Below are 23381 nucleotides of genomic sequence, written 5' to 3' on the forward strand. Positions count from 1 at the left end.
GCAACGCCCCCGTTCTCCCGCCGTTTGCCGCCTGAACCGGGAGGAACTCCGTGATGATGCGCTGGGCGCTCGGCCTTGCCGTTCTCTTTGCCCTGCTCGCGCTGCTGGCGCGGGTGCTGCAACTCGGCTTCTCTCTGGCCCTCATCGTGGTTGCGGGTCTGGCGCTCCTGGCCGCGATCGTCACGGCCGTGCTGGGGAGGGCGGGGCTCGGGGGCGGCCCGCCGGACGGCCGGGCCTGACCCGCCTATTCCACCCGGATATTCGCCTCCCGCACCAGGGTGGCCATGGTCGCGCGCCCGTCGCGGATAAAGCGCGCGAACTCATCCGGCGCGGAGCCGACAGGGAGGGCAACGAGCTGGTCCAGCCGTGCCTTGACCTCTGGCTCGGCGAGGGTGGCGGACATCGCACCGTGCAGCCGCTCGGCGACGCTTGCCGGCGTCCCCGCGGGAGCGAAAAGGGCGCACCACTCGGTGATGGTCAGCCCGGGGAGACCGGCCTCGGCGAAGGTCGGCAGGCCGGGGCGGGAGGCGATCCGCGTCTCGGTCGCCACCGCGAGCAGACGCGCCCGCCCGCCATCCGCGACCGGTCCGGCCGACAGGGCGGTGATGAAGGCGCCGTCCAGCACGCCGGCGGCGAGATCGCGGGCGGCATCCGCCCCGCCGCGATAGGGCGCGTGGGTCAGCTCGATCCCGGCAAGCCGCCCGAACTGGGCGAGGGCGAGATGGCCGGCCGTGGCGTTGCCCTGCGTGCCGATGTTCAGCGCGCCGGGCTGCGCCTTCGCCATGGCGATGAACTCGGCCAGGCTGCGCGCCGGGCTCTCGGACTTCACGGCCAGCACCTGCGGGAAGGTCGCGGCGAGGGTGACGGGCAGGAAGGCGGTCGCGTAGTCGAAGGAGAGGCCGCGCAGGAGGCTTGGATTCACCACGTGGGAGGAGGCGTCCCAAAGCAGGGTGTGGCCGTCGGGCGCTGCCTGGGCCACGGCGGCCCCGCCATTGGAGCCGCTGCCACCCGTGCGGTTCTCCACCACCACGTTCTGCCCGAGCCGCTCGCCCAGGCGCGGGGCCACCACGCGGGCGACGCTGTCCGCGGCGCCGCCGGCCGCGAAGGCGACGATCAGCCGGATCGGGCGGCTGGGCCAGCCTCCCTGGGCCCGCGAGATGCCCGGCGCGGCGAGCGCGCCCGCGATTCCCAGCCCCGCCCCTCCCAGCACTGCGCGACGATGAAGCATCGGCCGACCCTCCCCGGTTCCGTTGCCGGATGGAGGCCGCCCGCCGCCCGCCTCGTCAAGGCCCGCGCTTGCGGCCTTCCCCCGGGAAGCGCTTGATGCACGCCCCAGTCCCGGAGCCCCGAATGCGCGTCACTGTCGTGCAGATGAACCCCGGTGCCGACAAGGCCGCCAACATCGCCCAGGCCACGCGGCTGGCGGAAGCCGCTCTCGCTTCCGACCGCCCCGACATCATCGCCTTCCCCGAGATATGGACCTGCCTCGGCGGGGACCGCGCCACGAAGGTCGCGGCGGCGGAGAGGCTGCCCGAGCCGGGGTCGAACGCGCACGGGGGCGAGGCCTATGAGATGCTCCGCTCCATGGCGGTGGCCAACCGGGTCCATGTCCATGGCGGCAGCATCGGGGAGCTGGCGGGAGAGCGGTTGCGCAACACGAGCCTTCTCTTCGCCCCGGACGGGCGGGAGCTGGCCCGCTACAGCAAGATCCACCTGTTCGACATCACGGCGCCCGACGGCACGGGCTATCGCGAGAGTGCCACTTATGACGGCGGGAGCGCGATCGTCACCGCCCGCACGGGAGAGACGGTGTCCGGCCTCGCCATCTGCTACGATGTCCGCTTTCCCGAGCTCTTCCTCTCCCTTCGCCAGGCCGGGGCGGAGCTGATCTTCCTGCCCGCCGCCTTCACCCTCCAGACCGGGAAGGACCACTGGGAAGTGCTGATCCGCGCCCGCGCGATCGAGACCCAGTGCTGGTTCGCCGCCCCCGCCTGCTGGGGCCAGCACATGGAGCCGAAGGGGCCGCGCCACACCTATGGCCATTCCCTCATCTGCGATCCCTGGGGGCATGTCGTGGCCAGGTGCTCGGACGGCACGGGCTGGGCGAGCGCGCGCATCGACCGGGCGGTCACCGAGCGCGTGCGCCGGGACATGCCCGTGCTGGAGCACCGCCGCCTGCCCTTCGCCGGCGACACGCCCGCGGGCGGCCGGGTGCCGGCATGACAGCCGCTCTTCTCGGCAGTGCGCCCGACCCGGACGCCGTGCGCGAGCTGCCGGAGGATCTCGCCGGCCGCATCAGCTTCGTGGCCGCCACGACCGAGGAGGCCGGCGCGGCCCGCGCGCGCCTCGTCTCCCTCTATGGCGACGCGCCCGAGGATGAGGCGGCCGTCATCGTGGCGCTCGGCGGCGACGGGGCGATGCTGGAGACCCAGCACCGCTTCCTCGGCCGCAACCTGCCGATCTACGGGATGAACCGGGGCAGCGTCGGCTTCCTGATGAATGCCTATCGGGAGGAAGGGCTGCCGGAACGGCTGCGCTCCGCCCAGGCCGCGCTGCTACAGCCCCTGCTGATGCGCGCCACCGACGCGGCGGGGCAGGTGCACGAGGCGCTGGCCATCAACGAGGTCTCGCTCCTGCGCGAGACGCGGCAGGCCGCCAAGATCCGCATCCTCGTGGACGGCAAGGAGCGGATGGCGGAGCTGGTCTGCGACGGCATCCTCGTCGCCACCCCGGCGGGGAGCACGGCCTATAACCTCTCCGCCCACGGGCCGATCATCCCGCTCGGCACCAATCTCCTGGCGATGACGCCGATCTCCGCCTTCCGCCCCCGGCGCTGGCGCGGCGCGCTGCTGCCGGGCAACGCCGCCGTCGCCTTCGAGATCCTGGAGGCCGCGAAGCGCCCCGTTGCCGCCGTGGCGGACTACACGGAGGTGCGCGACGTCCGCCGCGTGGAGATCTGCGAGAGCCGGCGCCTCCGGCTGACCATGCTCTTCGATCCCGACCACGGCCTGCCCGAGCGCATCCTCGCCGAGCAGTTCACGGTGTGAGAAAGCCCTCCAGCGCCGCCAGCACCTCCTCCGGCGCTTCCTCGGCGAGGTAGTGGCCGCTGTTCACCGGACCGCCCGCGATGGTGCCGTCCGCGTAGTCGCGCCAGAGGGTGAGCGGCTCGTACCACTTTCCGATCTTCCCCTTTGAACCCCAGAGGACGAGCAACGGGCAGCGCAGGCGCTCCCCGGCGCGGCGGGAGGCGCGGTCGTGCTCTAGGTCGATTCCCGCCGCCGCCCGGTAGTCCTCGCAGATGGACTCCACCGTGCCGTCCTGGTGCAGGGCGGCGATGTAGTCGGCGCGGGCCTCGGGGTGGAAGAACCCGTCATCCTTCGGCTCGCGCGCGGTGTGCAACCGGAACCAGTCCTCCACGTCCCGCCGGATCAGCCGCTCGGGGAGGGGATAGGGCTGGGCCAGGAGGAACCAGTGATAGTAGCCCAGGGCGAAGGCGGTATCCGTCCGATCGAAATGGGCGAGGGTGGGCACGATGTCCATCACGCAGAGCCGTTCCACCCGCTCCGCGTGATCGAGGGCCAGCCGGTGCGCCACGCGTGCCCCACGGTCGTGGCTGACCACGCCGAAGCGCGCATAGCCCAGCCCCTCCATCAGCGCGGCCATGTCCGCCGCCATGGCTCGCTTGCTGAAGGCCTCGCTTCCCGGCGAGACGCCCGGCTTGCCGCTGAAGCCGTAGCCGCGGAGATCCGGCAGGATCACGGTGAAGCGGCGCGCGAGGGATGGGGCCACGCGGTGCCACATCGCATGGGTTTGCGGGTTCCCGTGGAGAAGCAGAAGGGGCGGGCCGCTCCCGGCGCGGCGGAGGCGCAGCGCCACCCCGTTCGCCTCCCGGGTTTCCAGCGTGAAGCCCTCGAAGAACATGCTCGCTCCCGTTCCCTTGCCGCCGCCACTCTGCGACGCGGCGCGGCATCCGTCAGCCCGCCCGCCATTCCTCGGACGGCAGATCCGTGGCATCCCTGAAGCTTCCCAGCGCGGGCTGCCGCCGTGAAGGGGAAGGGAGGTCCATCGCATGATCACGCGCCGCCACGCGCTCGCCCTGCCAGCCGCCCTGGCCGCGCCTCTCGCCGCGCGGGCCCAGGCGCCCTGGTCTCCCGGCCGCCCGATCGTCCTCGTGGTGCCCTATCCCGCCGGCGGGCCGACCGACGTGCTCGCGCGGCTGGTGGCGGGCGAGATGGCCAGGGACCTCAACTCCCCCGTCGTGGTGGAGAATGTCGCGGGTGGGGGAGGGTCGATCGGGGCGCGCCGCGTGGCGACGGGGCCGGCGGATGGCACGCAGATCGTGCTCGCCTCCAACCAGACCCACGCCACCAACATCTCGCTTCTCCCCGATGGCGGCGGCTACCACCCCGTGCGGGACTTCGCGCCGGTCGCGGGACTGGCCGACCTGCAGCACATCCTCGTCCTGCGCCCCGATGTTCCGGCCGCCAGCGTGCCGGAGCTGCTCGCGCTGCTCCGCGCCCGGCCGGGCTCCATCACCTGCGCCTCCACCGGCCAGGGCTCGGCCTCGCATCTGACGCTGGAGCTGTTCCGCGCGAGGACGGGCGTGGAGATGGTGCATGTGCCCTATCGAGGTTCCTCGCCCATGCTGAACGACCTGCTGGGCGGCCATGTGCAGGCGAGCTTCGCTACGGCCCCGACGATCCTGTCCCAGGTGCAGTCGGGCGGGCTGCGCGCCCTGGCCGTCGCCTCCCCGAACCGCTCGCCCCATCTGCCGGAGCTGCCGACCCTGGCCGAGGCCGGGGTGGCCGGGGTGGAGGCGGATGCCTGGTTCGGCCTCTTCGCCCCAGCCGCCGTGCCCCCGCCCGCCCTGGCCCGGTTGCGGGAGCTCGCCCTCGCCGCCATGGCGCGGGAGCCGGTGCGGGCCAGGACCACCGAGGTCGGGATGACGGTGAACCTTCGGGATGCCGAGACCATGGGCGCCTTCCTGCGCCAGGACATCGAGCGCTGGGCCGAGGTGATCCGCGTCGCGAAGGTGAAGGCCGAGTAGGGGCGGACAGGTCCCTCCCGGGCATGGCTCCGACCGCGAGACGCAGGGGCGATCTCCGGGGCGGGGCTGCACCGAAACGCGCTGCCGCCCTCCGTTCCGGCGCGCAGGGCAGGGGCCAGGGGCCCGGAAACGCGAACGCCGCCGGTCCCTCGCGGAACCGACGGCGCTCAGAAGGCCGGAGGGCTGGAAAGGGCTACTTGCGCCCCTTCGTCCGGGCCTTGCGGGCGGCGTAGCGGCGGTCGCGCTCCAGCTTCGCTTCGATCAGTTCCTGCTTGGCGCGCTCGGCAGCCTCGGCGGCCTGGCGGGCGAGCTCGGCCTGGCGGGCCTCCTCCTCGGCGATGAGGCGCAGGCGCTCGGCTTCCTGGCGCGCCTTCTCCTCCTCCTTGAGGCGCCGGCGCTCGGCCTCGCGGGCCTCCCGGGCCTGGATGATCTGGCGGCGCTCCTCCTGGCGGGCGACCACGGTCGGGTCATCGGAGGCCGGGCGCGACTTGAAGCGCTCGAGGAGAGCCTTCTTCGCTTCCAGGGAATTCTTGCTGCGGTCGTTGAAGTCGGTGCCCTTGAGGGTTCGCATCGTTGCTCTCTGCTGGGGTCCGGTACCGGTCCTGTTCCGGTCGCTGGGAATCCGGGGCGGGCCGCGTCACGCGATGGGCGTCAGGTGGCACCGCCCGGGCGAAAAAGAAAGCCCGGAAAGCCACGGCCTCATGCCGCAGGCCTTCCGGGCAAGTGCTTACAGGGAGGCTTCACGTCTGGGAGACGCGGGATCCTGGGACCCCATCCAGTGAATCACCGAACGAAACGGAGGGTAGCCCGGCCCCGCCGCGCGCGGCGTGCCAAGAACATCCATCCGCCATGCAGCACCCGCATGGATCGGCTCTCCCAGGCGATTAGCCGCCCCCGGCGAGTTCCGCCACGAGGAAGTCGCGGAACACCGCCACGCGCTTCGAGCTCCGCATCTCCTCGGGATAGACGAAGAAGGCCTCGATCTTGGGGGTGTTTAGCTCAGGCAGGACGGTGACCAATTCGTTCAGGTCCTCGCCCATATAGTCCGGCAGCGCGGCCAGCCCGAGGCCTGAGCGCACCGCGCGCAGCATGGCCGGCAGGGAGTTCACCTCCACAGCCGCTCGCCGCGGCGAACCCGGGCGCCGGCCGGCCTCGACGAGCCAATTTATGTCCTCCACGGGCGGGTGGTAGTCGCCGTAGATGATCAGCCGGTGGGCATCCAGGTCCTCCGCCCGCTGCGGGATGCCCGCGTTGCGGAGGTAGTCCGCCGATCCCACCACCTTCCAGCCGAAGGTCGCGATGTGGCGCTGGATCAGGTCCGGCTGGCGGGGCGGGTGCATGCGGATGGCGAGGTCGGCCTCGCGCATGGCGAGGTCCAGCTCCGTGTCGTCCAGCAGGAGGGTGACGGTCACCTCGGGGTGCAGGGCGAGGAACCGCTCCAGCCGAGGGGCGAGCCAGGTGGAGCCGAAGCCGGTCGTCGTCGTCACCTTCAGCCGGCCGGCCGCGCGCTCCCGGCTCTCGGTCAGCAGCGCCTCGGTCATGGCGAGCTTGGCGAAGACTTCGCGCACGGTCTTGTTCAGCGTCTCGCCCTGCTCCGTCAGGATCAGACCCCGGGCGTGGCGGTGGAAGAGCGGCACCGCGAGGCTCTCCTCCAGCGCCTGGATCTGGCGGGAGACGGCGGATTGGCTGAGGTTCAGCGTGTCGCCGGCATGGGTGAAGGACCCCGCCTCGGCCACCGCGTGGAAGACGCGAAGCTTGTCCCAGTCGAGCGGCATCAGACGCTCACCGCGTCATAGGCGGCGGGGGAGGGGGCATCGTCCGGGATGTGGGCGAGCCACTTCTCCGCGTCCAGCGCGGCCATGCAGCCGGAGCCGGCCGCCGTGACGGCCTGGCGGTAGATCCGGTCCTGCACGTCCCCCGCGGCGAAGATCCCGGGGATGCTGGTGCGCGCCGATCCCGGCTCCGTCACGATGTAGCCGTCCTCGTCGGTGGCGAGCTGGTCGCGGAAGAGGGCGGTGGCGGGGTCGTGGCCGATGGCGACGAACATGCCGTCAACCGGCATCTCGTAATGGCCGCCCCCCACGAGGTCCCGCAGCTTCAGCGCGCGGAGCGAGCGGAACTGCCCCTCGGTCGCCAGCGCCTCCTCCACCACCGTGTTCCAGATGATCGAGACCTTGGGGTGCCCGAACAGCCGCTCCTGCATGATGCGCTCGGCCCGCAGGCTGTCCCGCCGGTGGATCAACGTCACCTTGCTCGCCAGCCCGGCGAGGTAGAGGGCCTCCTCCACTGCCGAGTTGCCGCCGCCGATCACCGCCACCTCCTTGCCCCGGAAGAAGAAGCCGTCGCAGGTGGCGCAGGCGGAGACGCCGAAGCCCGAGAGCTCCTTCTCCCCGGGGATGCCGAGCCAGCGCGCCTGGGCGCCGGTGGCGATCACCATGGCGGAAGCCTCGTAGCTGTCCCCCGAATCGCCCAGGGCGCGGAAGGGCCGCGCGCCGAGTTCCACGGAGGTGATGACGTCCCCGATGATGCGGGTGCCGACATGCTCGGCCTGGGCGCGCATCTGGTCCATCAGCCACGGCCCCTGCACCGCGCTGGCGAAGCCGGGGTAGTTCTCCACATCGGTGGTGATGGTGAGCTGCCCTCCCGGCTGCAGCCCGGCAACGAGGATTGGCTCGAGCCCTGCGCGGGCCGCATAGATGGCGGCGGTGTAGCCGGCCGGTCCGGCCCCGAGGATCAGCAGTCGCGTGCGGTGGGTCTCGGCCACGTCCATGTCCTGAGTGCAGTGCAGAATCGCCGGCACACCATATCGGTGCATTGGACCGGATGCACCACCCCCGGAAGCAGGGCCAGAGGAGGGCCCGGCGGGCAGCCCTTGATGAGGGCAGCACGGACGGGGATAGTGGCGGGGGATGGACCGGCACGCCAGGGGGGCCGGCCGCGAATGGCCCGAGAGAAGACCAGACCTTGAAAGACCTCGGCCCCGCCGCCCTCGACGCGACCGATCGGGATATCCTGCGCGAGCTACAGGCCGATGGGCGCATGACGAACGTGGCGCTGGCGGCCCGCGTCGGCCTCTCCGCGCCGCCCTGCCTCCGCCGCGTGCGCCGGCTGGAGGAGACCGGGGTGATCCGCGGCTACCACGCCGATGTGGATCCCACTGCCCTGGGCTGGGAGATCACCTTCTTCGCCGTGGTCGGGCTGGAAAGCCAGAAGCTCCCCGTGCTGGAGGCCTTCGAGGCCATGGTGCGCGACTGGCCGGAGGTGCGGGAGTGCCACATGATCCGCGGCGGCGGGGACTTCCTGCTGCGCCTCGTCGCCCGGAACCCCGCGCATGAGAACGAATTGACGAACCGCCTGACGGGCGCCGCGACGGTCATGCATGTCCGTACCCTCCAGACCATCCGGACCTCCAAGGACGAGGCGGGCGTGCCGGTCGAGGGGTAGCGCTTCCCCGGTAAACTGTTTCGTGAAGCGGCTGCATGCGGGAGAGCGGATAAACACTTAGGGCCGGTCATTCCCAGGAGGGGAACGAATGTCCGCCGGCCTGCCGGACCATGAAACGCCCAACCTGCGGGGCGTGACACAGCGCGTGATCCTGCCCGGCCTGGCCCTCGGCCTGGCCGCGACGCTGGGCGTTGCTGCCTGGACCGCCGTGCAGCCCGCGCTGGAGAGCCGCGTCCTGCGCCAGCAGGTGGCATCGGGCGAGGCGCCGGCCGAGCGCACCGCCGCCGCGCCGCCGGCAGCGGTCATGGCCGAGGCCCTCCCACCTCCCGCCGCGCCCGCGGAAGCCTTCCTGGAGGAGGTGCCCACCTCCGGTGACGACGTGGACAGCCTGCTCCGCAAGGCCGCGGAGCTGGATGCGGAGCTGGACCGGCTGGAGGCCCAGCTCCGCGCCTCCGCCCGGCAGAGGGCCGAGCAGGAGGCGCAGGAGGGGCCGTCCTCCGAAGACCTGCCCCTCATCGCGGCGCTTCCCCTGCCGCCCCCCGCTCCGCCGGAGGGCGCGGCACCCAGCGGGCTGCTTGCTGCCCTTCCCATACCGCCGCCCGCTCCGCCGGAGGGAGCGGTGCCCACCGGTCCGCTCGCCGCCTTGCCCATGCCGCCGCCCGCACCGCCGGAGGGGGCCGTGCCCGCCGGCACACTCGCCGCCCTGCTCAGGCCATCTCCCGCGCCGCCTACGGGGGAGGTGATCGCCGGTCCTTCGGCCTCGCTTCCCTTGCCGCCGCCCGCACCCCCGGAAGGCGTGGCCCTCCCCGGCATCCTCGCCGCCCTGCCTCTGCCGCCGCCGGCCCCGCCGGCAGGCGCCATGCCGATTGCTCCGCAGGCACCGGCAAACGAGACGCTCGCCGCCCTGGCGCCGGCCGGCCGCGCGGCCGTGCCGGCTTCTCCGCCCGCAGCGCCGGCGCAGCGCGCCCCCGCCCAGGCCACGCGCGAGGCGCAGGAAGCCGCCCCCGCGCGCGGCTCGCCGAATATCCGCCAGGCCGCCGCGGCCGCTGTGGCCCAGCGCCGCTGCCAGATCATCACCCTCCGCATCCAGCTTGGCGAGGAGCCATCCCGTGCCGATCAACGCTTTCTCCGCGATGGCTGCCGCTAAGGGCGCCGCCGCGGCGGCCATCGGCTTCTTGCTCGTCCTGGCCGGCTGTTCCGGCCCGCAGGGGCCGCAGGATGCTGCCTCCCTTCCCATGCGGGTGGCGGGCGCGCCGGAGCCGCCGCGCACGGCGCAGAGCCTCGACGAGGCCGTGCTGAGCATGACGGTCGCGCTCTTCGACCGCGCGCGCATCGCGCCGCCGGAGGGCCCGGGCGGCTACTCCCTCGTCGTCGATCCGCTGATCGACCGCGCGACGGGGGAGCAGTCCGCCACGACCCGCCGCATGGAGCAGCGGATCGGGGCGGTGGTGCGGGAGCGCTACCCCGAGTTCCGGCTGCGGCCCTTCAACACGGCCGCCCTCGAGGAGAGGCCCCTCATCCTGCTGGGCTCGATCACGGGGGTGGACGGCGCCGGGATCATCCCGCCCGCGCGGGAGCCGCGGCCGCAGACCTACCGGATCTGGGCGGTGCTGGGCGATCTCCGCACGGGGAAGGTGGTGGCGCATGAGACGGCCTGGGTGCGCGGGCCGGAGATCGACACGACCCCGGCCCCTTTCTACGCCGACAGCCCGGCCTGGACATCGGACGGCGTCACCGCCGCCTATCTCAGGACCTGCGCGGGCAATCCGGGCGATCCGATCGACCCCGCCTATCTCGCCGCGCTGGAGGCCCAGGCACTGATCTCCGACGGGACGAGGGCCTATGAGGAGGGGAACTACCCCATGGCCCTCGCCTCCTACGACGCCGCTTCCCGCCGGCCCGGCGGGGACCAGCTCCGCGTGCGGAACGGCCTCTATCTCAGCAACCGGGCGCTTGGCCGGCGCCGGGAGGCGGAGGAGGCCTTCGGCGCCGTCGTCGATCACGGGCTGGACCGCGGCAAGCTGGCAGTGAAGTTTCTCTTCCAGCCGGGCACGACACGCTTCGCGCCGAGCAGGGACATCAGCGGCGACTATCCCATGTGGATCCGCCAGATCGCCCGCCGCGCCGCGCCGCGCGACGTCTGCCTCGCCATCACCGGCCATGCGAGCCCGACGGGCGCCTCGTCGGTCAACCAGCGCCTCTCGGCCGGGCGGGCCGAGGCCGTGCGCAGCGGGCTGGTGGCCGAGCGCGCCGTCCTGCGCCCGCGCACGGAGGCGGCCGGGCTGGGCGCCTCCCGGCCACTGATCGGCACGGGCAAGGACGACGTGACGGACGCGCTGGACCGCCGCGTGGAGTTCGAGCCCTCGGCTTGCCCCATGAGGGTGGCGGACCGACTCTGATCCACCGGCGCGGGAGATCGCGCCGCGCACCCGGGATAACGCGCTGCGGCAGGTCTCCCCGCCACGCTACAGCTTCGGCACGATAACTCCTGCTCGCCCCGCGTTGCTGCGCGGACGGGTAGGAATGCCGGCTGCCCAGGCAGATCGAAATCGCGCCGGTGAAAGCCTGCCACAGATCTGCCTCGCCCGAGTGTCCGCCGGGCTAACTCTTCCGGAGCCTGCACCACCAGCCTCGACGATCGGGTCACCGAGTCCAGGCCTGGGCCCGGTACCGGTGTCCCCAGGGCGGCCCTTTTCCTGCCTCCGGAGCCCGATCGGGCCGCCTGTCCGTATGCGCCCGGGAGGCCCGTCCGCCCGATTAGAGCCCACTTTGCTCTGTTAAAACCCTGACGAGCCGTAACGTGTTCGGACGCTTTTCGATGCGTGCCCGCATATAGTCGATAAGGAGGATGCCGAAGTCGGCCGTGCGGGCGGTGCGGGAGCCCTGTCTGCGGGCCGGGCAGCGCTGCCGGGTTATGGGATTCACAGTACTCGCCGAAGGACTACACCCAGCCGAAGCTCTTCGCACTCCTGGTCCTGCGGCAGTTCCTGCGGACAGACTACCGGGGCGTGGTAGCGCTCGTCACCGAGTGGTTGGGGCTGGGACGTACCCTAGTGCTGACCAAGGTGCCGCACTATTCGTCCCTGGCCCATGCTGAGGCTAGGGGGCTTTACTCGGAGTTCAGGCCGCTATGGTCCGGCATGTCCGGGCCTGCGGCCGGACCGATGCTGCACCGGTGACGGCCGTGGATGCGACCGGCCTCGAGAACCCGGCACGTCAGCGCCCATTTCGGCCAGCGTCGGGCCAAGGGAGAGGGGCACCGTCAGCGTGCCTGGCCCGAGCTGACCGTGGTGCTCCACACCCGCTCGCACCCCGGGCTCGGCGCCGTGCCTCAGACCCAGCCAGGACTCCCCGGTTTCGCACCGGCTACGCGCCAAGCCGCCGCTCTAGTTGCGGTCGATACCGCCCTTGGCGATCATACAACCTCACGCTCCTCGCCGAACCTTCGTGAGCATCTCAACAAAGCATCCCGAACTCTAAGTGGAGCGCTCCAGCAGCTCCACCCGGACATTCTCCGGGCCCTCGACGAAGGCGATGCGCGTCGTCGGGTTCGGGTTGTTCGGCTCCATCACGATCCGCACGCCCTTGCCGCGCAGCTCCTCGACGATTGCGTCGATTCCCGTCACCGCCAGCGCCAGGTGCTCGATCCCCTGAAAGGGCGCGGGGGGAACGGATGGGGTGCTCTCCGGCACGCGGTCGATGAACAGGTGCAGCCCGCCGAGATCCACCACCACGCGCAGGCTCGCCGGCCCCTCCTGGCGGCGGAGGTGCTTCGCCTCGAAATGGTCCACGAACCAGGCCCCGGTCGCGTCCGGATCGGGGCTGCGGAGATGCACGTGGTCGAAGGCGAATCGGGTCACGGATGGCCTCTCAGCGAGTGACGTTCACCCCGCCACTACCACCCACATAAACCCCGCGCGAGCCCTCCGCCCTCTCGCAGGCCGCGAGGGCGAGGAGCGCGGCCACGGCCAGCGCCAACCTCGTCATACCGGCTGTCCCCCGTGGTTCGGCAGGTCGTTCAGGTGGCACCGGCTCTTGTGCCCCGGCGCCACCTCCTGCAGCGCCGGGATCTCAACCCGGCAGCGGTCGAAGGCGTGGGGGCAGCGGGGGTGGAAGTGGCAGCCCGAGGGCGGGTTGAGGGGGGAGGGGATCTCCCCCTTCACCGTGGCGAAGGCCTTCTTCCGCGCCTCGATCCGCGGCACCGCGGCCAGCAGCGACTGCGTGTAGGGATGGTTGGCGCGGGCAAAGACGGTTTCCGTCGGCGCCTCCTCCACCACGCGGCCGAGATACATGATCACGACGCGGTCGCTGAGATGCTCCACCACGCCGAGGTCGTGCGAGATGAAGAGGTAGGTGAGGTTCAGCTCCCGCCGCAGCGCCATGAACAGGTTCAGGATCTGCGCCTGGATCGACACGTCGAGCGCCGCGACGGACTCGTCGCAGACGAGGAATTCCGGCTGCACGGCCAGCGCCCGCGCGATGCCGATGCGCTGCCGCTGCCCGCCCGAGAACTGGTGGGGGTAGCGGGCCTTGAAGGCCGGATCGAGCCCGGCGCGCCGCATCTGCTCGTCCACGTAGCGGGCCAGCTCGGCGCGGGAGGTCAGCCCGTGGACCAGCGGCGCCTCGCCGATGATCTCGGCCACCTTCAGCCGCGGGTTGAGGGAGGACATGGGGTCCTGGAAGATCATCTGCGCCTGCAGCATCGCCGCCCGCGCCTCCTTCCCGCCCATGCCGGTGCGGTCCTTGCCCTTCCACAGGATCGTGCCGTCGGAGGGCGGCAGGATGCCCGCCACCATCCGGCCCAGCGTGGACTTGCCACAGCCGGACTCACCGACCAGCCCGACGACCTCGCCCTTGCGGATCGTCAGGTCCACCTTGTCCACGGCATGCACCACCTCCTCACGGATGGGCGCGCCGAGCTTGGCGAGGATCTTGCCGGCGATGTCCAGCTTCTTGGAAAAGCGGCGGGAGACCCCCACCACCTCGATCATCTTCTCGCCGGCCGCCTGCGCGGGCACCGCGGGCTTCTCGATCGTCGCGCTCACGCGGCCACCTCCGCCTTCTCGAGATGCGGCCGGAAGCAGCGCGCCTCATGGGCGGGCATGATCTCGGCCATGGGTGGGTCCTGCCGGCAGACATCGGCCGAGCGGGGGCAGCGGTTCTGGAACGGGCATCCCGGCGGCAGGCTGAGGAGGGAGGGCGTCATCCCCGGGATCTGCCGCAGCGGCTCGCCCCGCCTGTTGCGGCTGGGCACGGAGCCCAGCAGCCCGACGGTGTAGGGATGCAGCGGGTGGTCCAGCACGTCGGCCACCGAGCCGTACTCGGCGATGCGGCCCGCATACATCACGGCGATGTCGTCCGCGAGGCCGGCCACCACCGAGAGGTCGTGGGTGATCCAGATGATCGAGGTGCCCGTGTTTGCCGCCAGCTTCTGCACCTCGGCCAGGATCTGCCCCTGGATCGTCACGTCGAGCGCCGTGGTCGGCTCGTCCGCCACGATCAGCTCGGGCTCGTGCAGCAGGGCGATGGCGATGGCCACGCGCTGCCGCATGCCGCCGGAGAACTGGTGCGGATAGGCCTTCAGCCGCTCGTCGGGAGAGGGGATGCCCACCATGCCCAGCGTGTCGCGGGCGCGCTGGCGGGCGTCCTCGTGGCTGATCCTCCGGTGCGCCTGCATCGTCTCGATCATCTGCGTGTCGATGCGCAGGACCGGGTTCAGCGTCATCATCGGGTCCTGGAAGATCATGGCGATCCGGTTGCCCCGGAGGTCGCGCATCTCCTCCTCGGACGCCTTCACGAGGTCCCGTCCGCCGAACAGGATCTCGCCGCCGGTGATCCGGCCGGGCTCGTCCACCAGGCGCATGATGGAGAAGCCCGTCACGGTCTTGCCTGAGCCGGACTCCCCCACCAGCCCCAGCACCTTGCCGCGGCCCACGTTGAAGGAGACGTCGTTGACCGCCTTCACCACGCCGGCGCGGGTGAAGAAGCTCGTCTGCAGGTTCCGCACCTGCAGGGTGGGGGGTGCCGCCGAGGCGGGGATGCTCGGTTCCACGTTACTTCTTCAGCCGCGGGTTGAGGACGTCGCGCAGGTGGTCGCCCACCAGATTGATCGACACGATGGTCACCAGCAGCGCGATGCCGGGATAGAAGGAGATCCAGTACTTGCCCGAGAGCATGTACTCGTAGCCATTCGCGATCAGCAGGCCGAGGGAGGGCTCCGTGATCGGCACGCCAAGGCCGAGGAAGGAGAGGGTGGCCTCCAGCGCGATGGCGCGCGCGATCTGGATGGTCGCCACCACGATCAGCGGCGGCATGCAGTTCGGCAGGAGGTGGCGGAAGATGATCCGCCGCGTCGGCAGGGCGAGGCACTGGGCGGCCTCGATATACTCCCGCCTGCGCTCCACCAGCGCCGTGCCTCGCACGGTGCGAGCGTAGTAGGCCCATTCCACGACGATCAGCGCGATGACGACGTTCATGATCCCCTTGCCGAGGAAGGCGAGGATCATCAGCGCCGAGAGGATGGTCGGGAAGGAGAGCTGGAGGTCCACCAGCCGCATGATGACCGTGTCGGTCTTCCCGCCGGCATAGGCGGCGAGCATGCCGAGCGAGGCGCCCACGACCGCCGCGACGATGGCCGAGCCCGCGCCCACCATCAGGCTGATCCGCAGCCCGTACATGATGCCCGAGAGCATGTCGCGCCCCTGGTCGTCCGTGCCGAGCCAGAAGGTCATGGTGTCGTCGCCGTTGCGCGAGCCCGGCTCCAGCCGCCCGTCCATGATGTCGAGCTGGGCGAGGTCATAGGGGTTCTGCGGCGCGATGAGCGGCGCGAAGAGCGCGATCAGCACGATGCAGAGAAAGACGATGAGGGCGCCCAGCGCGAGCTTGCTCTCGGCGAATTCCGAGATGAAGCGCTGCAGCGGCGTCTCGACGCGCGGCGCCTTGTCGGGCGTGGGGGTGGCGGTGGTGACGCTCATCACTTGCTCTCCAGCCGCACGCGGGGATCGAGGACGGAGTAGAGGAGGTCCACGACGAGGTTGATGACGATGAACATCAGCACGATGCTCATGAGGTAGGCGACGATCACGGGCCGGTCGAGCACGTTGATGCTGTCGATGATCAGCTTGCCCATCCCCGGCCAGGCGAAGACGCTCTCCGTCACCACCGAGAATGCAATCGTCGAGCCAAGCTCCAGCCCCGTCACTGTCACCACGGGGATGAGGATGTTCTTGAAGACATGGACGCCGATGATGCGGCTGGGCGCCAGCCCCTTGGCGCGCGCGAACTTCACGAAGTCCATCAGCATCGTCTCGCGCACCCCGGCGCGGGTGAGGCGGATGACGAGGCTGATCTTGAACAGGGCGAGGTTCAGCGCCGGCATGGCCATATGCGCCAGCCCGTCCGCCGTGAGGAAGGACCAGCGGAGGCCGAGGATATCCACCGTCTCGCCGCGCCCGGTGCTGGGCAGCCAGCCCAGCTGCACGGCGAAGACCATGATGAGCATCAGCCCCACCCAGAAGGTCGGCAGGGAGAAGCCGAGAATGGAGCCGGCCATGATCGCCTTCGCCCCGAAGCCGTCCGGCCGCAGCCCGGCATAAAGGCCGAGCGGCAGGCCGATGAGGATCGCCAGGATCATCGCCGCGAAGGCGAGTTCCAGCGTGGCGGGCGCGCGCTGGCCGATGAGCTTCAGCGCGGGCTCGTTGAACACGAAGGAGCGGCCGAGGTCGCCGCGCAGCGCGTTGCCGAGGAAGGAGAGGTACTGCTCCCAGAGCGGCTTATCCAGGCCGAGCGCGGCGATGGCGCGGGCGCGCTCCGCCTGGTCGGCATCGGGGGAGATGAGGATCTCCACGGGGTCGCCGATGGCGTAGACCCCGATGAAGACGATCACCGACATGGCCAGCATGACCAGGGCCGCCTGGATCAGGCGGCGCAGAAGATAGACGCTCATCTCTCAGTTCCCTCAGCCGCGACGCCAATCACGCGGCGCCGTGGCTGGACATTGGATACGGGGGCGACGGCCGGCAGCGGCAACCTCATGGCTCTCCCCTGCCTTCGGACCGTGATGCCGGCGCTCAAGGCGCCGGCCGGATGTCCTGCGCCCGCGTCAGCTCGTCCGCACGGGCCTCGTGCTGCAGGCCGCGGCGCATGGCCCAGATATTCTTCTGGATGTGGATCGGGATGATCCCGACATCGTCCATGGCAATGGTGGTCGCCTCGCGCAGCAGCGCCTCGCGCTTGGCATCGTCCAGCGTTCGCAGCCCCTCGTCCAGCTTCGCGTCCATGGCGGGGTTGCTGTAGCGGCCGCGGTTGGAGCCGCCCCAGCCCCGCGCCGGGGTCACGGTCGCCAGCAGCGAGCGCAGCGGGCTGGTCGGCTCGCCGGAGGAGGTTCCCCAGCCCACCAGCATCGCCGAGAGCTCCTGCCGCCCGGCACGCCCCACGAAGGTCGCCCAGGGCTGCCCCTCCACTGCCGTACGAACCCCGATGCGCGTCCACATCTGCCCGATCGCCTGGATGATCCGGGCATCGTTCATGTAGCGGTCGTTGGGGCCGTTGAGCTGGATCCGGAAGCCCTGCGGATAGCCGGCCGCCGCGAGCAGCCGCCTGGCGCCCTCGGGATCCGGGCGCCCGGCCTGGCGGTCGGGCAGGGCACCGAAGGCCGTTGGCGGCAGGAGCTGCGCGGAAGGCAGGGAGGCGCCTTCCATCACCCGGTCGGTGATGGCCTGCCGGTCGATCGCCATGGAGAGCGCCCGGCGCACCCGGACGTCGCGCAGCGGGTTGTGGCCGAGCGGCTTGCCGTCATTGTCGGTGATGAGGGGCGAGTTGCCCTCATGCGCGTGGTCGAGCGCCAGGAAGATGAGGCGCAGCCCGTCCGCCTCGCTGAGCTGCACGCGCTGGTCGCCGCGCAGCTTGGTGATGTCGCTCGTCGGCACCTGGTCGATGAAGTCCACATCGCCCGAGAGCAGCGCCGCGGTGCGCGCGGCGTCGTTCGTGATCATGCGGTAGTTCACGCGCTGCCAGTGCGGCTTGTCACCGAAATAGGCGTCGTTGCGCACGTACTCGATGCGGTCGCCGCTGCGGTAGCTCACCATGCGGAAGGGGCCGGTGCCGATCGCCAGCTTGCCGGAGTTGAACTCCTCGGTCAGCGGGTTCGCATGGGTCTCGCTGTCGAGCATCTGGATCTGCCCGAGATCGACGGGCAGGAGCGGGTAGGCGCCGTTCGTGTGGAACCGCACGGTCAGCGGGTCCACCACCTCCACGCGCTGGATGGCGCGGGTGTAGATGCCGTAGGAGGAGGGGCTGTTCGGCACCGTCGGCACGCGGGCGATGGTGAAGGCCACGTCCTCGGCGGTGAAGGCGTTGCCGTTGTGGAAGGTGACGTTGGGGCGGAGCTTGAACTCCCAGACATTCTCCCCCACCGGCTTCCAGCTCTCGGCCAGCCGCGGCTGGACCCGCGCCCGCGCATCGAAGGCGGTGAGGCTGTCGAACAGCATGTCAGCCACGGCATAGTTCGGCGACAGCGCGTGGTAATGCGGGTCTAGCGAGGTGACCGGCGCACCCACGGCGAGGTTCAGGGTCTGCGCGCCCGCGGGCAATGCCCCGGCCCCGATCAACGCCGAAAAGGCAGCCGTTGCGGCCGCCGAAACAAGCTTCTTCATTCGTCCCCCGGTTTTCCCGATGGCGCCTTCCCCAGGCCCCTTCTAGCAGTCTGCCCCCGCCATCGCTAGGTTGCCCGGCAGCAGGATTACAAACGGGAGAGTTTCACGTGACTGTGTCCACGACCCGCCGCCTCTTCGTGACGGCTTCCGCCGCCATGGCGGCCATCAGCGGCGGCTTTGCCCCTCTCGTCGCCGAGGCGCAGACGGCCGCCGTGCCGGCCGATGGGACGCTTCGCATCGGCATCGGAGGGGCTGTCACCTCTGCCGACCCGCATTTCTACAATGCCTCGCCGAACAACGGCCTGGCGATGCACATCTTCGACCGCTTGGTCGAGCGCGACGCCCAGGCCCGCCTGCAGCCCGGCCTCGCCACCAGCTGGACCCCGGTGTCCGAGACGGTGTGGGAGTTCAAGCTCCGCCCCGGCGTAAAGTGGCACGACGGCCGCGACTTCACCGCCGAGGACGTTGCCTTCACGATCGAGCGCACCCCCAACGTCCCCAACTCTCCCGGCGGCTTCGGCGGTTTCGTCCGCTCCATCAAGCGCGTGGAGATCGTGGACCCCCTGACGGTCCGCTTCCACACCGAGCGCCCGGCCCCGCTGGTCCCGACCGACCTCGCGGCGGTCGCCATCATTGCCAAGCACGTGAACGGCACGGCGACGGAGGACTACAACTCCGGCAAGGCCGCCATCGGCACCGGCCCCTACAAGCTCGCCTCCTACACCCCCGGCGACCGCACCGAGCTCGTCCGCAACGACGACTGGTTCGGTCCCAAGCAGCCCTGGGCCCGGGTTTCCTACCGGTTCCTCGGCAATGACAGCGGCCGCGTCGCGGCCCTGCTCGCTGGCGACATCGACATGATCGATCAGGTTCCCACCAGTGACATTGCCCGCCTGCGCCGCGACAACCGCGTGAAGGTGGTGGACGTCCAGGGCCTGCGCGTCATCTATCTCCTTCCCGACTTCTCGCGGGATGGTGCGCCGAACTTCGTGACGGACCTCAACGGCCAGAAGCTGGCGAAGAACCCCTTCCGCGACCTGCGCTTCCGGCAGGCGCTCTCCATGGCCATCAACCGCGACGCGCTGTGCCGCCAGGTCATGGAAGGCACGGCCCAGCCTACGGGCCAGTGGCTGGCCCCTGGCACCTACAGCTACAACCCGGACGTCAAGCCGGAGGCCTTCAACCCTGACCGCGCCAAGGCCTTGCTCGCCGAGGCCGGCTTCCCCCAGGGGCTGAAGCTCACGCTGCATGGCCCGAACGACCGCTATCCCAACGACTCCCGGATCATCCAGGCGATCGGGCAGATGTGGACGCGCATCGGCGTCCAGACCTCGGTCGAGGCGGCTCCCTGGGCCAGCTTCTCCGCCCGCAACGCCCGGCAGGAGTTCGACATCCGCCTGCTCGGCTGGGCCAGCACCACCGGCGAGGCGGCATATACGCTGGTGAACATCCTCAGCACCTTCGATCCGCAGAACCGGCTGGGGGCCAACAACAATGGCCGCTACTCCAACCCTCAGCTGGACGAGCTGATCGCCCGCGCCACCTCCACCCTCGACGATGGGGATCGCGAGAAGCTGCTCCAGCAGGGCGTGAAGATGTCCATGGACGACCTGGCCTTCATCCCCATCATGCAGCTCGTCAATGTCTGGGCCGTGAGGCGCGGCCTCGACTACAACGCCCGTGCCGATGAGCGCAGCGTGGCGATGGAAGCCAAGCCGGGCGCCTGAGGCACCACCCTCCCCGGGAGGTGCGCCTCCCGGGGGTGGCTACTCCTCGTCCGCCTCGGCGACGGGGAGGATCATCGTCTCCTTGGCGGAGGCGAGCGCGACCACGACCTCGGTGCGCTCGACCCCGGTCTGCCCCCGGATCTCCTCGGCCACGAAGCGCTCCAGCCCGGTCAGGTCGGGCAGGCGCAGCTTGAGCATGTAGTCCCAGGGCCCGCTGACGGCGTGGCATTCCAGCACGGCATCGGCGCGGCGCATGGCCTTGCGGAAGGCGCCGTCGTCGCGCCCGGGGCGCAGCCCCACCATCACGAAGGCCAGGAGGGCACAGCCGACCGCCGCAGGGTCCAGGGCCGCGTGCCAGCCGCGAATCGTTCCCCGCTCCTCCAGCCGCTTCACCCGTTCGGCCGTGGCGGATACCGAGAGGCCGGCGACCTTGGACAGCTCCGACAGCCCCGCCGCGCCGTCCTGCTGTACGGCGATCAGGATATTGCGGTCAATCTCGTCCATGGATGCAGCCTAGAGCGGATCGCGCGGAGCCGAAATCGGCCCGGCGCGAAAAACGCCCGCTGCCCCGGGGGTGGAGAGGGAAGGGGGCATCTTGATCGGGGAACCCGGCACCGGGCAGGGCCCCCCCATGAGGCGGGCCACCCGACCCGCAGCGCCCGGACAGGCTAGAGAACCGGCACCGTCCGGGCCAGGCGACGGCGGCGGTAGAAGCGGCGGAAGAGCACCACCGCCAGGATCAGCAGCGCCCCGCCCGCGATGGCGTGGAACAGCCGCTCCGGCCCGATGAGCGCGCCGAGATACCAGCCCGCGGCCACGAAGCTGCCGGCCCATACACCCGCCGCGATGAAGTTCAGAACCGCGAAGCGCAGCCGCCCCATGCCGGCGAGCCCGCAGGCCGCGGCCGCCACGTTGCGGATGCCGTAGAGGAAGCGGAAGCTCAGCACGAAGAGCGTGCCGTACTGGAGCAGCATGGCGGTGGCGCTGGCCATCTTCGCCTCGGCCTGGGGGAAGCGCTTCATCACCCGGGGTCCGTAGCGGCGGCCGAGGGTGAACCAGGTCTGGTCTCCCAGGAAGGAGCCGACCCAGACCGACACCATCAGGATCCAGGGATCCACGGCGCCCGTCATGGCCCCGATGGCCGAGGCGGCCAGCACGAAGGTTTCGCCCTCAAAGAACGCCCAGAGGGCTGCCAGCAGATAGGCAGCCGCGCCCCAATCAGCCCAGAACTCTGCCACGCCAGCCCCCGGTCTTTTGCGGCAGTATTACTGAGCGGTCATGGTTAAGAAAGAAAAATCGATTCTGCGTTGCAGGATAGGAGATGCACGCCATTAGGGAAAATGATCTCGACGTTTCGCGCAAAAAAAGAGGGGGCGCCCGGGAGCGCCCCCTGTCCATGCGTCAGATGTAGTGCTCGGCCAGAGGGGCGAAGCCGTTGAAGCCCTGGCTGGCATAGGTGGTCACATAGGCCCCGGCAGAGAGGATCTCGATCCGGTCGCCGGGCTGGAGCTTCTCCGGCAGGCGGTAGTTCGACTTCTCGTAGAGGGTGTCGGTGCTGTCGCAGGTCGGGCCCGCGATCGTCACCGGCCCCTCCTCGGCGCCGTCATGCGGCGTGCGGAAGGCGTACTTGATCGCCTCGCCCTCCGTCTCCGCCAGCCCGCCGAAGCGCCCGATGTCCAGGTACACCCAGCGCACCGGATCGTCCTTCGCCTTGCGGGAGACGAGCACCACCTCGGCCGAGACCACCGCCGCATCCGCCGCGATGAAGCGCCCGGGCTCCACCACGATGTCGGGCAGGGCGTTGCCGAAGTGCTTCGCCATGGCGCCCATGATGGCGTCGCCGAAGGCGTCGATCTCCGGCACCTCGGCGCGGTAGCGCACGGGATAGCCGCCGCCGAGATTGACCATCCGCACGTTCACCCCGGCCTCCTTGAGGTCCGTGAAGAGCATGCCGACCTTCGCGATCGCCGCCTCGTAGGCCGCCGTGTTGGTCTGCTGGCTGCCGACATGGAAGGAGAGGCCGAAGGGATCGAGGCCCATCTCGCCCGCCTTGACCATCAGCTCCCGCGCCATCTCGACCTCGCAGCCGAACTTGCGCGACAGCGGCCACTCGGCGCCGTCATTGCCCACCAGGATGCGGCAGTAGACGCGGCTGCCCGGCGCGGAGCGCGCCAGCTTCTCCAGCTCTCCCTCGGAGTCGAAGGCGAACATCCGCACGCCGCGCGCATAGGCGGCCCGGATGGCGCTCTCCTTCTTCACCGTGTTGCCGTAGGAGACGGCTTCCGCCGCCGCGCCGGCATCGAGCACCGCCGAGACCTCCTCCCAGGAGGCCGCGTCGAAGCAGGAGCCGAGGCCGACCAGCCGCTCCAGGATCTGGGGAGCCGGGTTCGCCTTCACGGCGTAGTAGATGCGGGCGAGCGGCAGGGCCGACTGCAAGCGCCGGTAGTTTTGCTCGACGCGATCCACGTCGAGCACCAGGCACGGCGTCGCCGGCTGCACATCCGCCAGGAACTGCGCGATCTTCGGGGTCATCGCACCACCCTCCCCATAAGAGGCGGCAAGGCGTCCGCCTCAAGCGGAGCGGCCCTGCCAAGGTTGACGAACGGTCGAACGAACCAGCGACCAAGTGAGGGCCTGAGCGGATCTCTCCGTCAGGGGTTGCCAGAACGCTTGACGTCGTTGCGTAACCTTGCGGGCCAGAGGCACGTGCGTACTGCGTCTGAGGCGGCAGATAGCCCCCGCGAACCGGGGGTGCAAGGCCCATCGCGGGGCGGGCCCCGATTTTTTTCGTGAGCTCTGTAAAGGGCCGGAAAGCTGCCTGAGGAAGCGAGGTCCAGCCCGCCGAAAGCGCGGCCGAAACCCCTGGGCGCCGGGGGGATTACGGCGCGGCGGGCTCGCGGTAGGCCCGGAGGAACACGTCCACCGCCTGATCGACCGCCGCCCCGATTGCCGCCTCCTCCGGCGTGGGACCGCCCAGCACGGTGCGGAGGTACAGCTCGCCCCGCAGGAGGCCCAAGAGGTGGTCCGCCGCAGTCAGCGGATCGGCATCGGCCCGCAGCCGGCCTCGCCGCTGCTCCTCCCCCATGCGCCGGGCGAGCCAGGCACGGCCCGTGCCGGGGCCGGCCTCGTAGAAGGCGCGGGCGAGGTCGGGGAAGCGGGCGCATTCCGCGATCACGGTGCGGTGGATGGCCATGCTGTCGGGATGGAGCAGGAAGCGCATCCAGAGGCGCCCGACCTCGCGCAGCGCGGCGTCCGTGGAACTGGCATGGGCGGCCAGCTCCTCCGCCTGGCCTGCGATAGCGGCGCAGCGGTCCCCCACGATGGCGCCGAACAGCGCCTCCTTGCCGGAGAAATGCGCGTAGACCGTCGCCTTCGAGACCCCGGCCTCCTTCGCGACCGCGTCCATCGAGACGCTGGCATAGCCCACGCCCATGAACAGGCGCGCGCCTGCCGCAAGAATGGCGGCGCGCTTCGGCGAGGTCTCGGAAGGGGAGAGGGCGAGGGACAAGG

Annotated in this window: 23 protein-coding genes; 8 read left to right on the plus strand and 15 right to left on the minus strand. The window is 70.7% G+C overall.

Translation table 11 applies throughout. The features are described 5' to 3' along the window. Window positions 1-53: 53 nt before the first annotated feature. A complete protein-coding gene (locus FHS87_RS12495; RefSeq protein WP_184518627.1) occupies window positions 54-239 on the plus strand; it encodes a hypothetical protein in 186 nt (61 codons plus the stop codon). Between the two features lie 5 nt (window positions 240-244). On the opposite strand, the gene FHS87_RS12500 is transcribed toward FHS87_RS12495, so the two are convergent. Beyond that, window positions 245-1228 carry a Bug family tripartite tricarboxylate transporter substrate binding protein gene (locus tag FHS87_RS12500; protein WP_184518630.1) on the minus strand — a complete coding sequence of 328 codons (984 nt, stop codon included), beginning with the start codon at window positions 1226-1228 and terminating at the stop codon, window positions 245-247. A 122-nt stretch (window positions 1229-1350) separates the two neighbouring features. Between FHS87_RS12500 and FHS87_RS12505 the strand changes: the two genes are divergently transcribed. Continuing rightward, the gene (locus FHS87_RS12505; protein ID WP_184518633.1) at window positions 1351-2223 is read left to right on the plus strand and encodes a carbon-nitrogen hydrolase family protein; all 873 of its coding nucleotides are present in this window, start codon (window positions 1351-1353) and stop codon (window positions 2221-2223) included. Next, the gene (locus FHS87_RS12510; RefSeq protein WP_184518636.1) at window positions 2220-3047 is read left to right on the plus strand and encodes an NAD kinase; all 828 of its coding nucleotides are present in this window, start codon (window positions 2220-2222) and stop codon (window positions 3045-3047) included. The genes FHS87_RS12505 and FHS87_RS12510 overlap by 4 nt, the downstream gene beginning before the upstream one ends. On the opposite strand, the gene FHS87_RS12515 is transcribed toward FHS87_RS12510, so the two are convergent. After that, a complete protein-coding gene (locus FHS87_RS12515; RefSeq protein ID WP_184518639.1) occupies window positions 3037-3921 on the minus strand; it encodes an alpha/beta fold hydrolase in 885 nt (294 codons plus the stop codon). The two genes, FHS87_RS12510 and FHS87_RS12515, sit on opposite strands and share 11 nt — an antisense overlap. Window positions 3922-4069: 148 nt before the next feature. On the opposite strand from FHS87_RS12515, the gene FHS87_RS12520 reads away from it, so the two are divergent. Further along, window positions 4070-5047, plus strand: coding sequence for a Bug family tripartite tricarboxylate transporter substrate binding protein (locus FHS87_RS12520; protein ID WP_184518642.1), 978 nt, complete (start codon window positions 4070-4072; stop codon window positions 5045-5047). Window positions 5048-5240: 193 nt separating this feature from the next. Here the strand turns inward: FHS87_RS12520 and FHS87_RS12525 are convergent, their stop codons facing one another. The 3 genes from FHS87_RS12525 to trxB form a co-directional block, all read right to left on the minus strand. Then, window positions 5241-5618 (minus strand): DUF6481 family protein, encoded by a 378-nt coding sequence (locus tag FHS87_RS12525; RefSeq protein WP_184518645.1) that lies wholly within the window; start codon window positions 5616-5618, stop codon window positions 5241-5243. Window positions 5619-5931: 313 nt separating this feature from the next. After that, window positions 5932-6822: a LysR family transcriptional regulator gene (locus tag FHS87_RS12530; protein WP_184518648.1), complete on the minus strand. Its 891-nt coding sequence runs from the start codon at window positions 6820-6822 to the stop codon at window positions 5932-5934. Next, the gene (trxB, locus tag FHS87_RS12535; protein ID WP_312861981.1) at window positions 6822-7811 is read right to left on the minus strand and encodes a thioredoxin-disulfide reductase; all 990 of its coding nucleotides are present in this window, start codon (window positions 7809-7811) and stop codon (window positions 6822-6824) included. Before trxB ends, FHS87_RS12530 begins: the two co-directional genes overlap by 1 nt. Before the next feature lie 200 nt (window positions 7812-8011). Between trxB and FHS87_RS12540 the strand changes: the two genes are divergently transcribed. The 3 genes from FHS87_RS12540 (at window position 8012) to FHS87_RS24475 (ending at window position 10890) form a co-directional block, all read left to right on the plus strand. Then, window positions 8012-8491 (plus strand): Lrp/AsnC family transcriptional regulator, encoded by a 480-nt coding sequence (locus FHS87_RS12540; RefSeq protein ID WP_246418360.1) that lies wholly within the window; start codon window positions 8012-8014, stop codon window positions 8489-8491. Between the two features lie 88 nt (window positions 8492-8579). After that, window positions 8580-9638 (plus strand): hypothetical protein, encoded by a 1059-nt coding sequence (locus tag FHS87_RS12545; RefSeq protein ID WP_184518656.1) that lies wholly within the window; start codon window positions 8580-8582, stop codon window positions 9636-9638. Beyond that, window positions 9601-10890: an OmpA family protein gene (locus FHS87_RS24475; RefSeq protein WP_184518659.1), complete on the plus strand. Its 1290-nt coding sequence runs from the start codon at window positions 9601-9603 to the stop codon at window positions 10888-10890. Before FHS87_RS12545 ends, FHS87_RS24475 begins: the two co-directional genes overlap by 38 nt. Window positions 10891-11967: 1077 nt before the next feature. Here FHS87_RS24475 and FHS87_RS12555 read toward each other — a convergent pair. From FHS87_RS12555 to FHS87_RS12580, 6 genes are all read right to left on the minus strand, one after another. After that, the gene (locus tag FHS87_RS12555; protein ID WP_184518662.1) at window positions 11968-12351 is read right to left on the minus strand and encodes a VOC family protein; all 384 of its coding nucleotides are present in this window, start codon (window positions 12349-12351) and stop codon (window positions 11968-11970) included. A 123-nt stretch (window positions 12352-12474) separates the two neighbouring features. Continuing rightward, complete coding sequence (locus FHS87_RS12560) at window positions 12475-13482, minus strand: ABC transporter ATP-binding protein (RefSeq protein ID WP_184518793.1); 1008 nt, start codon at window positions 13480-13482, stop codon at window positions 12475-12477. Between the two features lie 50 nt (window positions 13483-13532). Continuing rightward, window positions 13533-14543, minus strand: a complete 1011-nt coding sequence (locus tag FHS87_RS12565; RefSeq protein ID WP_184518665.1) for an ABC transporter ATP-binding protein — start codon at window positions 14541-14543, stop codon at window positions 13533-13535. A gap of 1 nt (window position 14544) precedes the next feature. Then, window positions 14545-15465: an ABC transporter permease gene (locus FHS87_RS12570; protein WP_184518667.1), complete on the minus strand. Its 921-nt coding sequence runs from the start codon at window positions 15463-15465 to the stop codon at window positions 14545-14547. Further along, window positions 15465-16436: an ABC transporter permease gene (locus FHS87_RS12575; protein ID WP_184518670.1), complete on the minus strand. Its 972-nt coding sequence runs from the start codon at window positions 16434-16436 to the stop codon at window positions 15465-15467. The genes FHS87_RS12570 and FHS87_RS12575 overlap by 1 nt, the downstream gene beginning before the upstream one ends. Window positions 16437-16560: 124 nt before the next feature. Further along, the gene (locus FHS87_RS12580; protein WP_184518673.1) at window positions 16561-18144 is read right to left on the minus strand and encodes an ABC transporter substrate-binding protein; all 1584 of its coding nucleotides are present in this window, start codon (window positions 18142-18144) and stop codon (window positions 16561-16563) included. Window positions 18145-18251: 107 nt separating this feature from the next. On the opposite strand from FHS87_RS12580, the gene FHS87_RS12585 reads away from it, so the two are divergent. Beyond that, window positions 18252-19871, plus strand: a complete 1620-nt coding sequence (locus FHS87_RS12585; protein ID WP_312861982.1) for an ABC transporter substrate-binding protein — start codon at window positions 18252-18254, stop codon at window positions 19869-19871. A 39-nt stretch (window positions 19872-19910) separates the two neighbouring features. On the opposite strand, the gene FHS87_RS12590 is transcribed toward FHS87_RS12585, so the two are convergent. From FHS87_RS12590 to FHS87_RS12605, 4 genes are all read right to left on the minus strand, one after another. Next, on the minus strand, window positions 19911-20375 hold the full coding sequence (locus tag FHS87_RS12590; protein ID WP_184518675.1) for an Lrp/AsnC family transcriptional regulator: 465 nt from the start codon (window positions 20373-20375) through the stop codon (window positions 19911-19913). Between the two features lie 164 nt (window positions 20376-20539). Further along, entirely contained in the window at window positions 20540-21109 is a 570-nt protein-coding gene (locus FHS87_RS12595; protein ID WP_184518678.1) for a DedA family protein, read from the minus strand. Between the two features lie 163 nt (window positions 21110-21272). After that, entirely contained in the window at window positions 21273-22403 is a 1131-nt protein-coding gene (locus tag FHS87_RS12600) for a type III PLP-dependent enzyme (protein WP_184518680.1), read from the minus strand. A 346-nt stretch (window positions 22404-22749) separates the two neighbouring features. After that, window positions 22750-23379 (minus strand): TetR/AcrR family transcriptional regulator, encoded by a 630-nt coding sequence (locus tag FHS87_RS12605; protein ID WP_246418361.1) that lies wholly within the window; start codon window positions 23377-23379, stop codon window positions 22750-22752. Between the last annotated feature and the right edge of the window lie 2 nt (window positions 23380-23381).

The sequence above is a fragment of the Muricoccus pecuniae genome, assembly GCF_014199205.1.
Taxonomy (GTDB): Bacteria; Pseudomonadota; Alphaproteobacteria; order Acetobacterales; family Acetobacteraceae; genus Roseomonas; species Roseomonas pecuniae.